Raw genomic sequence first — 13,127 nt, forward strand, 5'->3', positions numbered from 1 at the left:
TGGGTGCCGCGCCGCCCTACGGCGGCGTCGCGGTGGACGAGGCCGACGCGGTGTTCGAGCTGCTCCAGGCCTATGTGGGCGAGGGGTGGCGGGCAGCGCCTGCTACGAGCGGGTCTCCGGGTACCTCGGCGGCCGGCCGTACGACAAGCTGGCGCTCGAGGCGTTCCGCATCCACGACCGGATCGCCAGCGACCCCACCGGCTTCCGCAGCGCCGACGTGGCGGCGGGCCGGGTGATCGCCGCGCAGGCCGGCCACGCTGGCCTGGCCATCTATTTCGAGGTACTGGCGGCGGAGATCGCCCTCCGCGACAACCACGTCACGGTGGCAAAGGACGTGCTGCTCGCCGCGCTGCCCCGGCTGACCGCGCTCGCCGCGGCCGACCGGGTGTACGTGGGACAGGCCCGCGTCGCCGCGCAGAACGCCGCCGCCGTGGCCGGCATGAACGGCGACACCGAGCGCGCCCGGATCGCCACCGCGGTGATGGAGGTGCTCAGCGCCGACCCGGCCCTGGCCGCGGCGTACGCGACCGACCTCACCCGTCCCCCCGGCGCGGCACAGGCGGCACCCACGCGGGTCTTCGACGACCTGGCCCGCGAGGCCTCCGACCTGCTGCGCGCCGGCGACGCGAGGGGCGCCCTCGACCGGTTCGTGCGCGCCGAGGTGGCGGCCCGGGCGGAGCGGCAGGAGCCCGGGCTGTGCGCGGTGCTGGGCGAGAAGGCGTACGCGCTGGAGCAGGTCGGCGACCAGCGCGGCGCGATCGACACGTACGACCGGGCGATCGAGCTCTGCCTGCGGTACGGCGACATGTTCAACCTCAGCCGATGGACGGCCGGCCTTGTCGGCCTCCTCGTCACGCGTGGCGACCTCGACGAGGCCGAGCGGATCCTCGCCACGATGCTCGACGCGGCGGCGCGCACCGGCCGGGTGGACCGGCTGGCCATCGCCGAGATGCGCACGGCCGCGTACCTCACCGCCCGGCAGCGGTACCAGGAGGCGGTCGACCGGCTGGCCCTGGCCGCGCGGCACGCCGGCGACGACAAGGCGCTGGCCGGTGTCGTCCGGCGGGACACGCTGGCCACCCACCTCGCCTGGGCCGAGGCGCTGCGGCGGGACAACAGTCGCGGTCCGGCCGAGGCGGCGCTGCGCACGGTGGTACGGCTCGCCGAGGCCACGAACGCCGAGGAGGTCCGGCTCTCGGTCAGAGCACATCTGCTGCTGGCGCAGCTGCACGAGGTCGTCGCGGCACCGCCCCTGGACGTCACCGCAAAACCGTCCGCGGCCCTCTCCGCTGACCCGTCTGGGGATGTCGCGCCTGAACCGTCCCCAGACGCCTCCGCCGAACCGTCCGCGGACGCCTCCGCTGAACCGCCCGCGGACGTTTCGGCTGAATCTGGCGCGGCCGAGCCCGAGGATGGCCCGGCCTCACCGGATGTAGCCGAGGGCGGCTCGGCTGAACCGGGCTCGGCCTCACCGGATGTAGCCGAGGGTGGCTCGGCTGAACCGGGCTCGGCCTCACCGGATGTGGCCGAGGGTGGCTCGGCCTCATTGGATGTAGCCGAGGGTCGCTCGGCTGAACCGGACGCGGCCGAGCCCGAGGGTGATGAGGTGTCCGAGCTGCTCGCGATGCGTCGCGACGACCTGGACGGCGTGCTCGGCGCCTGGGTGGCAGGCGCCGCGGACGGCACGCCGCCGGCTGAGGCGGCCACACCGTTCCTGACGTGGCTGGACGGTGTCCAGGACCGGCTGGACCGGGGCCGGGCCGCCCCGGCACCGGGCACGTCCGCCGGCGGCGCGGCCGGCCTGCTCCACCTCGGCGAACAGGTCGCGGAGGGGCGGCGGCCGTACGTGGCGGCCCGCGACACGACCACCGCGCTCGGCCTCGACCCGGACGTCGCGACCGCAGTCTGCCTGCACGTCGCCCAGGGCGGTGACGGTGTCGTGGCCGGTACGGTGATCCAGCTGGTCGCCGACACGACCACGGACGACCTGCTCGCCGCCCGCCTGTACCGGCTGCTGCTCGCCTTCGTCGAGTCCGCGGACGACGACCAGCGGTTCCTCGACCTGATCGAGGTCGGGCTGGCCCGGCTCGCCGGTGGTGCGGACGAAGCGCTCCGCGCGGAGCTGCTCAACGAGGGCGCGGTGCACCTCGCCCGGCTCGGCCGCGAGGAGGAGTCGCTGCGGTACGCCCGCGAGGCCCGCGAGCTGGCCGGGGAGCACGGCCACGAAGGGCTCGTGCTGGCGGCGGCCGGCACCGAGAACGCCGCGCTGATCGCCCTCGACCGCGGCGCCGAGGCGCTCCCGGTCATGGAACCGGCGAGCAGCGGCGCCGAAGCGCTCATGGAACCCGACACCCCCAACCCGGAGACCAGCGGCGACCCGCTCGCCGTCCCCAACCCAGGCGCCGCGTCCGAGGCCGGCAGCGACGCGTTCGCGGTCGCGGAACCGGCCGCCGCCGAACCCGAGACCCACAGCCACGTGCTCGCCGTCGCGCGTCCGGCCGCCGCCGAACCCGAGGCCTCCCCCGAGCCGGCGCCCGGCCGGGACGCCTTCGCCCCCGTGGACCCGGCCGCCCGCGAGCCGCAGGCCTTCCCCGAGCCAGAGGCCGACGCCGAGACGGCGCAGCCAGAGGCCCACAGCCAACCAGCGCAGCCAAAAACCGACAGCGAGCCACCCCAGCTAGAAGCCGACAGCGAGCCGGCACAGCCAGAGGCCGGCAGCGAGCCGGCACAGCCGGAAGAAACCGGGCTGAGGCGGCTCGAACGCGCCTGGCTGGAGAGCGCGCACCCACCCGCCGGCCTGGCGCTGGCCCGGGCGTACACCCAGGTAGGCCGCCCGCTGGCCGCCCTGACCGTGCTGAACGCCCTGCGCGGCCGCGTAGAGGCGGGCGCGGACGGCGACCTGCGGATCGAGTTCCTGACGGCGGAAGGGCTCGCCCACCGCGCCGGCAACGACACCTCCTCCGCGCTCGCGAGCCTGGGCCGCGCGCACGACCTCGCCCTCGCCGCCGCCCCTCCCCGACCGGCGTGACCGCCACCCGCGAGTGGGGTGCGGCCCTGACCGGCGCCGGCCGCCTGGAGGAGGCGGTCGCCGTGCTCGAAGCGTGCCTGCCCCGGGCACGGGCGCTGGGCGGGCAGCCGACCACGGAGGCGTACCTCGGCCAGACCCTGGCTCGGGCGCTCGACGCGGCTGGCGACGCCGCCGGGGCCGGACGGGTGCTCGACCGGGCCGCCGAGATCTTCCGCGCCGAGGACGACCTGGGCGGGCTCGGCCGTACGCTGGCGATCCGCGGTGACGTGGCGCTCGCCCTCGACGACCTCGACGCCGCGTGGCGGTACCTCGCCGCCGCGGCCGAACTGGCCGAAGAGGCCGGCGACCACCCGGCGCACGCCGCCGCGCTCGACGCGCTCGGCACCGTCCACATGCGAGCCGGGGACGCCGCGCTGGCCGTGGCGTGCCACGAGCGGGCCGCCGGTGCGTACCGCGAGCTGGGCGCCGCCGAGGACGAGCAGGCCGCCCGGCTCAACCTCGTGGAGTCCCACCTCCAGCTCGGCGACGCCCGCGCGGCGCAGGAGGCGTTCCAGGCCGTACTCGCGCCCGACGCGCCGGTCGTCGTCTCGCTCGCCAGCCGCATGTACTTCCTCACCGCGCTGCTCAGCGCGGAGCGGGGCGACTGGGGCGGGGCACGTCCGGCGCTCCGGCAGTGCCTCGACGCCGTGTCGCGGGACACCGCCTCGGTCTCCTCGCCCGGCGAGCGGTGGCGCCGGATGCGCGCCGGCGACCGGGCGTACGAGCTGGCCGGCGCGGCGGCGGTGCGGGCCGGCGACGCCACGTTCGCGGCCGAGGTCGCCGAGGGCCGGCGGGCCGCGTTCCTGCGGGCGGTCTTCGGCGAAGCCGCCCCGGCCGCCACACTGCCCGCGCTGGAGGATGTCACCGCGGCGCTGCCACCGAACACCGTCGCCGCCTACGTCGACCTCTCCCCCACCCTGACCGTCCTCTGCGCCGCGCCCGGCGGCTGGAGCGCGATCGTCGAGCGCCCCGGGGTCGGCGCGGACGACATCCCGGCGGCCGCCGGCGCTCTCCCGGCCGGGCGGCTGGACGCCGTGGGCCGGCTGCTCGGGCGCGAACTGTGGGCGCCGCTGCTGGAGCGGGTCCCGGCGGGCACGACCGGCGTCGTGCTACTGCCGTCCGCCCGCCTCGCCGGCCTCCCGCTGGACGCGGCCCGGCTCCCGGACGGCGGGCAGGTGGGCGACCGGATCCGGGTCGGCTACGCGCCGAGCCTCGCCCTGCTGCGCCGGAACGTGGACGAGCCGCCCCCGCCCCGCAGCCTGGGCCAGGCCGTCGACCCCACGGGAGAGTTCCCGTTCAGCCGGCGGGCGGCCGCCGCCGTGGCCGAGCCGGCGATCGCGTTCACCGGGGCCGACGCGACGGCGGACGCCGTACTCAAGCTGCTGCGGACCTGCGACGTGGTGCACTTCGCCGGGCCCGGCCGCTTCGACCCGGACGACCCGCCAGGCTCCTACCTCCAATGCGCCGCCGGTGACGGCGGCGACGGCCGGCTCAGCATCGCCCGGCTGCTCACGGAGGGCGGGCCGGTCAGCGCGTCGCTCGTCGTACTCTCCGGCTGCGCTTCCGGCGCCGCCTCTGCCGGACGGTGGCGCGGCGACGCCGTCGGCCTGCCAGGCACGCTCCTCGTGGCGGGTGCGGGGCAGGCGATCGCCACACACTGGGCGGTCGGCGAGCTGGAGGCCGCGCTGCTCGTGGGCGAGTTCTTCCGCCGCTGGCAGCAGGGCGCGGTCTCCGCCGCGACAGCGCTAGCCGAGGCCCAACGCTGCTTCCGCAGCGAAATCTCCAACGCGGACGTCGTAAGCCTCCTACGGCAGTGGGACGCGACCGACGCCACGCTGGTCCGCTGGCGAGCCCGCCCACCCGACGCGCCCGCATTCGCCGGCACCGTCGACTGGGCCGCCTTCCACCTGGTCGGCCTCCCCTAGAGCCTGCCTCCGAGTCGCTAGGTCTGTCCACAATGGCGCCGGCAGACCCATTGCACGACAAAGATGTGAGCTACCGCGACGTCCGCGGTGGTCCGGACCGCTGCTCCCGCGGCCTCACCCTCCGCGCTTCACAATCCAAGCCCCCGCGGCACTGGCCGGCAGGCCGGACCCGATGCGACAACCCCATCGCACCAATCAGGGCGATGGCCGGCGCAGTCGGAAAAGGGGACGCGGCCTAGATCGGTCGATGCTCTGGTCGTCCGTGTCGAGAAATTACCCCTCCAGGGGCAACTTCTCGACACGGACGCGGCCCGGTAGGGCGCTGCTCGCGTCGATCAAGGGAAGTCCGGGGCCATCGGCCACGAACGGCCTCTTTGTGTGAAGGTTCGTCGCCGTCAACGCGGGGTCTGGGGCCGGAGGCCCCAGACCCCGACAGCTTTCCCTTGATCGACGCGTCGGAGCCGGTGCAGGCAAGCGATCGTGGTACTCAGCTGTCGCTACAGCGACAGTGAAATACCACGATCTGCTGGAGGGCGTCGGCTGTAGCGCCGATCAAGGAAACCAGTGGCTGTCGGGGTTCTGCTCGGGCCGCCGGCGGCGGGTCGGTCGTGAAGCGCGGAGGGTGAGGCCGCGGGAGCAGCGGTCCGGACCACCGCGGACGTCGCGGTAGCCCAAATCTTGAAATGGAGTCGTCTAGGGGCGGAGCAGCTTGTCCGGGGTGATGGGGAGGTCGCGGACGCGGATGCCGATGGCGTGGTAGACGGCGTTGGCGATGCTGGCGTGTACGCCGACCGCGACCACCTCGCCCAGCCCCTTCGCGCCCAACGGATGCGCGTTGTAGTCGGGCTCCTCCACAAAGGACACGTCGATGTCGCCGACGTCGGCGTTGACCGGTACGTGGTAGTCGGTCAGGGCGGGCGCGATGAAGCGGCCGGTCACCGGGTCCGTGGCCAGGTCCTCCATCAGGGCACCGCCGAGCGCGTAGATGATGCCGCCCTGGGCCTGGTTTCGCGCGGTCTTCGGGTTGAGTACCCGGCCGACCGCGAAGACGCCGACGTGCCGGGTGACCCGTACCCGCCGCAGGGTGTCGTCGATGCGTACCTCGGTGAAGTGGGCGCCGAACGTGGCGTACGCGAAGCGGGGGTCGGCGCCGGCCGGGTCGTGGAATCCCTGCTCCACTATGGAGCGCCGGCCGTTGCGGCGGAGCAGGTCGCGGTACGTCTCGCCGCGGCGTGGGACGTCCACATCGTACAATCGGCCGCGAGCGGCGCCGACCCGCTCGGCGGGTAGGCCGTGCAGGGGTGAGCGCGGGTCGGCGACCGCGAGCCGGGCCGCGGCCTGCCGTGCCCGGAGCGCCGCCAGGTGCACCGCCGTGCCGGTGCTGCCGGTCGTGCGCGAGCCGGACGTTGGCGCGGACTCCGGCAGCGTGGTGTCGCCGCTGCGGATGTCCACTTGGGACGGTGCGATGCCGGTACCGTCGGCGGCGATCTGGGTGAGTGTGGTGAGGTTGCCGGTGCCGATCTCCGGGGCGGCCGTGCGCACCTCGGCGCTGCCGTCGTCGCGGATCTCGACGGCGGCGCGCGCGGCGGCGTGGTGCTCCAGCCGCTGGGCGGACGACATGCCGAAGCCGACCCAGTCGGCACCGTCGCGCATCATCCGCGGGCGGGGTGCGCGCCGCTCCCACCCGAAGCGCTCGGCGCCCACGTCGTAGCACTCCAGCAGCTGCTTGCCACTCCATGGGCGGCCGAGCAGCGGGTGTACGGCGAGGTGGTTGCGGCGGCGCAGCTCGATCGGGTCCAGCTCCAGCGCGTACGCCATCTCGTCGAGCGCGCTGCCCACCGCGAACATCCCGGGGCCGTCGCCGGGCGTGCGCATCGTGGCCGGGGCCGGCATGTGCATGCCCGCGACCTCGACGCGGACGCCGACCGAGCGGAGGGCGTACACGGTGCCGGTCGGCGAAATCGCGGCCTCGGGGCGGTCGAAGAGGACCGGCGTGCCGTTGACGGTGTGGTGGGTGATGGCCTGGAGCGTGCCGTCGCGGTTGGCGCCGACCCGCAGCCGCTGGATGATGGGCGGCTGGTGGCCGTGGCAGGTGAAGACCTGCTTGCGCGTGACCACGAGCTGGACCGGCCGTCCCACCTGGCGGGCGGCCACGGCGGCGAGGAGGGTGTGCGCCCACACCGCGGTCTTGTTGCCGAACGCGCCACCCACCAAAGTGGACACGACCCGCACCCGGTCCGGCGGCAGGCCGAGCGCGCCGGCGATGACCGGGCGGTCGAGGTGGACCTGCTGGCTCGTCTCGTGCACGGTCAGCGAGCCGCCGTCCCAGTGGGCGAGCGTCGCGTTCGGCTCCATCGGGGCGTGGCTGTTGTAGGGCGTGCGGTACTCCAGGTCGAGGCGCACGTCCGCGGCCGCCAGCCGGGCCTCGGGGTCGCCGAGCGCGAGCAGGGTCGGAAACTCGGGCTCGAAGCGCCACACGGGCTGGTGCGCGTCCGGCAGCGCGGCGTCCAATGTGGGCACGGCTGGGCGGGTCTCGTAGTCGACCGCCACCAGGCCCGCGGCGTGCGCGGCCTGCTCGCGGGTGCCGGCGACGACCACCGCGAGGTACTGGCCGTGGTGGTGGATGTGCTCGTCGGCGAGAGGGAAGCGGGTCTCCACGTACCGCAGGGCGGCCGGCGTGCTGTGCCACTGTGGACGGTTGAGGTGGGTGATGACGGCGAGCACGCCGGGTGCCGCCTCGGCGCGGGCGGTGTCGATGGCGCGCACCCGGCCGGCGGAGACCGCGCTGCTCATCAGCGCCGCGTACACCATGCCGGGCAGGCGGGTGTCGGCGGTGTAGCGGGCCGCGCCGGTCACCTTGTCGCGGGCCTCCACCCGGCTCAGGGGCCTCCCGATTGCCATCACTTCACCAGCAGCTCGGTCAGGGCACGGCGCACGACACCGCGGACAAGCTCCACTTTGTACGCGTTGTCCGGGCGAGGGGCAGCCCCGGCGGTCGCCGCCTCCGCCGCCGCCTCGATGGCCGCCGCGTCCAGGCGCCGGCCGCGCAGCGCGCTCTCCGCCGTGTGCGCCCGCCACGGCTTCGGGGCCACACCGCCGAGGCAGACGCGGGCGTCGCGGACCACGCCGCGTTCACTGTGGACGGCCACGGCGGCGGAGGCGAGCGCGAACGCGTACGAGGCGCGCTCGCGGAACTTGACGTACGTCGAGCGGGCCGCGAACGGACTGGCCGGCACCTCGACCGCCACGACAAGCTCGCCGTCGCGCAGGGCGTGCTCCACGTGCGGGGTGTCGCCGGGCAGGCGGTGCAGGTCGCCGACCGGGATGCGGCGGGTGCCCCGAGCGCCCTCGACCACCACGGTCGCGTCGAGGGCGAGCAGGGCCACCGCGCAGTCCGAGGGATGTACCGCGATGCACGCCGCGCTCGTGCCGAAGATGCCGAGCAGCCGCCCGTCCCCCTCGATGGCGGCGCAGCCGGTGCCGGGCTCGCGCCGACCGCAGGCAAACTCGGGCAGCCGGAAGTACGGGCACCGCACGCCCTGGAGCAGGTTGCCGCCGAAGGTCGCCCGGTTGCGGATCTGCGGTGACGCGCCGGACCGCAGCGCCCGTACGAGCACCGGGTACGCCGCCGCGAGGCGCGGGTCGTCGACCGCGTTGCGGCACAGGGCGCCGATCCGCACGCCGTCGCGGCTCCACCGCAGCCCGTCGAGCGGGAGACCGTTGATGTCGACGAGGCGCGCCGGTGTCCGTACCCGATCGCGGAGGAGGGTGACAAGGTCGGTGCCGCCGGCGATGATCTCGGCGTCCGGGTGGGTGGCGATCAGCCGCAGCGCCTCGCGGACCGTGCCCGGACGCTTGTACTCGAACGTGTCCACTACTCCCCCTCGCGTGACAGGTGCGCGGCGGCCTCGATGGCGTCGCGGATGTTGCTGTACGCGGCGCAGCGGCACAGGTTTCCGCTCATCAGCTCGGGGATCTCGGCCGCCGTCACGCGGGGCCGCTCGGCCAGCAGCCCGACCGCCGACATGATCTGCCCGGACGTGCAGAATCCGCACTGGAACCCGTCGTGGTCGACGAAAGCCCGCTGCACCGGGTGCAGCCGGTCCCCTTCGGCCAGGCCCTCCACAGTGGTCACCTCGCTCCCCTCGTGCATCACCGCGAGGGTGAGGCAGGACAGGACGCGGCGGCCGTCGAGCAGCACCGTGCACGCGCCACAGGCACCCTGGTCGCAGCCCTTCTTGGTACCGGTGAGGCGGAGCCGGTCGCGCAGGGTGTCCAGCAGGCTCGCCCGTACGTCGACCTCCAGCCGCACGCGGTCGCCGTTTACCACCAGCGTGAGGATCTCGGGCTTCGCCCCGCTCGCCTCGGCGCGCACGGGCGGGGCGGCCAGGCCGGCGCCTAGGGAGAGCCCGCCCGCCAGCACCGTCCGGCGACTCGTTCCTTCGGTCATGAGACCCACGATGCCGGGGCGGCGCGGCGATTGACTCCTGCCGCTGGCCGCGGTGCGCGGGCCCGGGGAACGAGGGGGTCCTCCAAGTGGCCGGCCGTCAGATAGACCCCAGGTAGGCCAGGACGGCGCGGACGCGGCGGTGGCCGCCGTCGTCCGGAGCCAGGCCGAGCTTGGTGAAGATGTTGCCGATGTGCTTCTGCACCGCATTGCCGCTGACGTGCAGGCGGGCGGCGATCGTGTCGTTGTCGTGGCCCTCGGCCATCAGCGCCAGCACCTCCCGCTCGCGTGGGGTCAGCGCGGCCACCGGGTCGCCGCGGGTCAGCAGCTGCGCGACCACCTCTGGGTCCAGCGCGGTGCCGCCGCGGGCCACGCGGGTCAGCGCGTCGACGAACTCGTCCACCCGGCTCACCCGGTCCTTCAGCAGGTAGCCCACGCCGCGCGGGGCGGCGGCGAGCAGTCTCGTGGCATACGCCTGCTCGACATACTGCGACAGGACCAGCACCGGCAGGTCGGGGTGGCGGCGGCGTGCCTCGATCGCGGCCCGGATGCCCTCGTCGCGGAAGCCGGGCGGCAGCCGCACGTCGACGATCGTGACGTCGGGGCGGTGCGCGTCGACGGCGGCCAGGAACGCCTCCGCGTCGGTGGCGACCGCGACGACCTCGCAGCCCTTGGTGCCGAGCAGCAGCTCCAGGCCGCTGGAGAGCAGCACGTTGTCTTCGGCGATCACGACCCGCACGGCAACTCCACCCCCACGACCGTGGGCCCGCCGGGCGGGCTGGTGACGGTGAGCCGGCCGTCGAGCGCCTCCGTCCGACGGCGGATGCCGGCCAGGCCGGTGCCCCGTGCTCGCTCGCGCCGCCGGCGCCGTCGTCGCGGACCTCAACAAGCAGGCGGTCGCCGGCCCGGCGGACCCGCACTGTCGCGCGGCTGGCCCGGCTGTGCTTGGCGACATTGGTCAGCGCCTCGGCGACCGCGAAGTAGGCGACCGCCTCGACCGCCGCCGGCACCGCGCCGAGGTCGCCGACGTCGAGGTCGGCCGGGACGCCGCCGCGCGCGGCCACCGCGCGCAGGGCGCCGGCGAGACCCTGGTCGGCCAGGATCGGCGGATACATCGTCCGGACCACCTCGCGCAGCTCGGTCATCGCCTCCTCGGTGCCCTCGTGCGCCTGCCGCAGCAGGTCGGCGACAGCCGGTGGCGCGTCGGGCAGCGCCTGCCGGGCGACGGCCAGCCGCATCGCGATCGCCACCAGCCGGGCCTGGGTGCCGTCGTGCAGGTCGCGCTCGATCCGGCGCAGCTCGGCGCCGTGCGCGTCGAGCACATCCGCGCGGGTGCGGGTCAGCTCGGCCACCCGGTCGGCGAGCCGCTCGGCCGCGGACGGGGCCAGCCCGGCCAGCGTGACGCGCGCGTGCAGGGCGGCCAGCGGTGGGAACAGGACTGCCGCGACCGCCGCGAGGATCGCGAGCTGCGCGGCGCCGAGGACCACCGCGCTCGCCCAGCCGGTCACCGCCACCTCGATCAGCAGGCGCGGCGGGTCGGCCGCCGGGAACAGCCACCACAGCGGCATCACGACGGCGGCGAGCAGCGCATTGCCGAGGCAGTAGAGCGCGAGCAGGCCGGCCGGCACGCCGATGGCCGTGTGCACCGCGAGCCACGGCAGGTAGCGATCGAGCCGCGCGGTCGGTGGTGGCGGCGGGCCGCCGCGCAGGGCCGCCGCCCGGCGCAGGTGCAGCACTGCCCAGCGCCGCCGCGGCACCGGGAGCCACAGCAGCGCGAACGCAAGCACGGACGCCACTGCTGTGGGCAGGATGCCCAGCAGATACACCGTCGCCGTCCACGCTCGCCGCACCCGTAAACGTCTATCAGGGCGGCGACCTGCGGGGCACTACAGCCAGCTCTACCTTTCGACGGGTACCTCGCTGTATCGCTCCGGGCCCTCCGCCCGGCCTAGCGTCAGCGGCCATGCGAACTCTTCTTCTCCTCGCCGCGGTCGCGTCCCTGGGCGTGCCCGCGCCAGACCTCCAGCCAGGCGTCGACGCGATCCACGCGCTGGGCCTGCCCGGCGCGCAGGCCCGCCTGGTCACCGAAGACGGGCGGCACGAGGTCGCCACGAGCGGCTTCGGCGACCTGGCCACCGGGCGTCCGGTGCCGCCGGACGGGCACTTCCGGGTCGCCAGCACCGGCAAGGCGTTCGTCGCCACGGTGGCTCTGCAGCTCGTCGGCGAAGGCCGGCTCCGCCTCGACGACCCGGTGGAGCGGTGGCTACCGGGTGTCGTGCGCGGCAATGGCAACGACGGCCGGCGGATCACCGTGCGGCACCTGTTGCAGCACACGAGCGGCATCCACGACGACTTCCCCGACTACACGACGGAGGCCGACTTCCAGCGCCACCGGTACGACGTGTACACGCCCGCGCAGCTCGTCGCGCGGGCGGTGGCGCACCGGCCGGACTTCAAGCCGGGCCGGGGGTGGGGCTACTCCAGCACCGGCTACCTGCTGGTCGACATGATCATCGAGCGGGTCACCGGGCGGTCCTGGTGGACCGAGGTGGAGCACCGCGTCGTGCGTCCGCTGGGCCTGACCGGTACCTCGTGGCCGGGGCTCTCGCCGCTGGTGCCGCGGCCGCACGCGCGGGGGTACCAGGTGTTCGAGACCGGCCGCCAGGTCGACGTCACCGAGCAGGTGGTCGTGGATCCGGAGGCGGCGATCACGTCCACGACCCGCGACCTCAACACGTTCTTCCGGGCGCTGCTGGGCGGGCGGCTGCTGCGGCCGGCCCAGCTCGCCGCGATGACCCGTACCGTGCCGGTCGACCCGGGCCTGGCGGAGATCCTGCCCGGCGCCCGCTACGGCCTCGGCCTCTTCCAGCGCACGCTGCCCTGCGGCGGCGTCTACTGGGGACACCCGGGCGGCGGCGCCGGTTACGTCACGGACAGCGGGGTGACCGCGGACGGCCGGCGCAGCGTCGTGCTCTCGGTCAACGGTGTGCTCGGCAACGCGCCGGAGGACTTCATCCGGCAGCAACACGCGGCTGACGAGCTGGTCGAGGGCGCGCTGTGCGGGGCGGGCGGCGCAGAAACCACTCGGCCACAGCAAGGTTGATCAGCCAGCCGGCCAGCATCAGCCCGGCGCGGCCGTTCGCGCCGGGCTGTTCGCCGCCGCTCGCGATCAGGTAGGGCGCGTGGGTGAACGCCTGTGTCCCGCGCCGAGGCCGATCGCGTAGGCGCGCACCATCCACGCCCGGTGCGGGCCGAAGTCGCGGCGCAACGCGGCGGCGAGGCCGAGCACGATAAACACCGCCATGGCCGAGCCGAAGACGACCCGCTCTCCGTTGACGATGGCGTTGTCGTGCGCCGGCAGGTCGTAGGCGAACGTCATCCACAGCCCGGAGAGGGCGACCGTCAGTCCACAGGGGACGAGCACCCGCCCGGCCCAGCGGTGCCAGCGCCGGCGGCGCAGGCTCGGTACGAACTGGAAGGCGCCGAGCCACGCGTAGATCACCGCGCCCACGATGTGCAGCACCACCGGCACCGGGTCGCCGACAAACCGGGCGTTGTCCGGGGTGACCTCCGGGCTGCTGCCCAGCTCGGTCACCCGCGCCGCCCCGGCGATCACCGGTACCAGGCCCAGCAGGATCAACGCGGCCGGTAGCCGCCACTCACGCAATGTCATGCCATCGATGGTGGC

8 protein-coding genes and 1 pseudogene are annotated in these 13,127 nt (G+C 74.9%); 3 read left to right on the plus strand and 6 right to left on the minus strand.

Features of this window, described 5'->3' with window-relative positions:
* Window positions 1-85 precede the first annotated feature (85 nt).
* Together Pflav_RS18735 and Pflav_RS18740 are read left to right on the plus strand one after the other, a co-directional pair.
* Window positions 86-3,028: a hypothetical protein gene (locus Pflav_RS18735; RefSeq protein ID WP_173037296.1), complete on the plus strand. Its 2,943-nt coding sequence runs from the start codon at window positions 86-88 to the stop codon at window positions 3,026-3,028.
* Window positions 3,025-4,992, plus strand: a complete 1,968-nt coding sequence (locus Pflav_RS18740) for a CHAT domain-containing protein (RefSeq protein ID WP_173037297.1) — start codon at window positions 3,025-3,027, stop codon at window positions 4,990-4,992. The genes Pflav_RS18735 and Pflav_RS18740 overlap by 4 nt, the downstream gene beginning before the upstream one ends.
* A 693-nt stretch (window positions 4,993-5,685) precedes the next feature.
* Here the strand turns inward: Pflav_RS18740 and Pflav_RS18745 are convergent.
* From Pflav_RS18745 to Pflav_RS45850, 5 genes and pseudogenes are all read right to left on the minus strand, one after another.
* A complete protein-coding gene (locus Pflav_RS18745) occupies window positions 5,686-7,893 on the minus strand; it encodes a xanthine dehydrogenase family protein molybdopterin-binding subunit (RefSeq protein WP_173037298.1) in 2,208 nt (735 codons plus the stop codon).
* Entirely contained in the window at window positions 7,893-8,867 is a 975-nt protein-coding gene (locus Pflav_RS18750; RefSeq protein WP_173037299.1) for an FAD binding domain-containing protein, read from the minus strand. Before Pflav_RS18750 ends, Pflav_RS18745 begins: the two co-directional genes overlap by 1 nt.
* Window positions 8,867-9,442 carry a (2Fe-2S)-binding protein gene (locus tag Pflav_RS18755; protein ID WP_173037300.1) on the minus strand — a complete coding sequence of 192 codons (576 nt, stop codon included), beginning with the start codon at window positions 9,440-9,442 and terminating at the stop codon, window positions 8,867-8,869. The genes Pflav_RS18750 and Pflav_RS18755 overlap by 1 nt, the downstream gene beginning before the upstream one ends.
* 97 nt (window positions 9,443-9,539) lie before the next feature.
* Entirely contained in the window at window positions 9,540-10,178 is a 639-nt protein-coding gene (locus Pflav_RS18760; protein WP_173037301.1) for a response regulator, read from the minus strand.
* Between the two features lie 424 nt (window positions 10,179-10,602).
* A pseudogene (locus tag Pflav_RS45850) lies at window positions 10,603-11,007 on the minus strand (histidine kinase); the annotation flags it as partial.
* A 395-nt stretch (window positions 11,008-11,402) separates the two neighbouring features.
* On the opposite strand from Pflav_RS45850, the gene Pflav_RS18770 reads away from it, so the two are divergent.
* The gene (locus tag Pflav_RS18770) at window positions 11,403-12,542 is read left to right on the plus strand and encodes a serine hydrolase domain-containing protein (RefSeq protein ID WP_173037302.1); all 1,140 of its coding nucleotides are present in this window, start codon (window positions 11,403-11,405) and stop codon (window positions 12,540-12,542) included.
* A gap of 66 nt (window positions 12,543-12,608) precedes the next feature.
* Here the strand turns inward: Pflav_RS18770 and Pflav_RS18775 are convergent, their stop codons facing one another.
* Complete coding sequence (locus tag Pflav_RS18775; RefSeq protein WP_197938632.1) at window positions 12,609-13,112, minus strand: DUF2306 domain-containing protein; 504 nt, start codon at window positions 13,110-13,112, stop codon at window positions 12,609-12,611.
* Window positions 13,113-13,127 lie beyond the last annotated feature (15 nt).

This window comes from Phytohabitans flavus (assembly GCF_011764545.1).
Lineage (GTDB): Bacteria > Actinomycetota > Actinomycetes > Mycobacteriales > Micromonosporaceae > Phytohabitans > Phytohabitans flavus.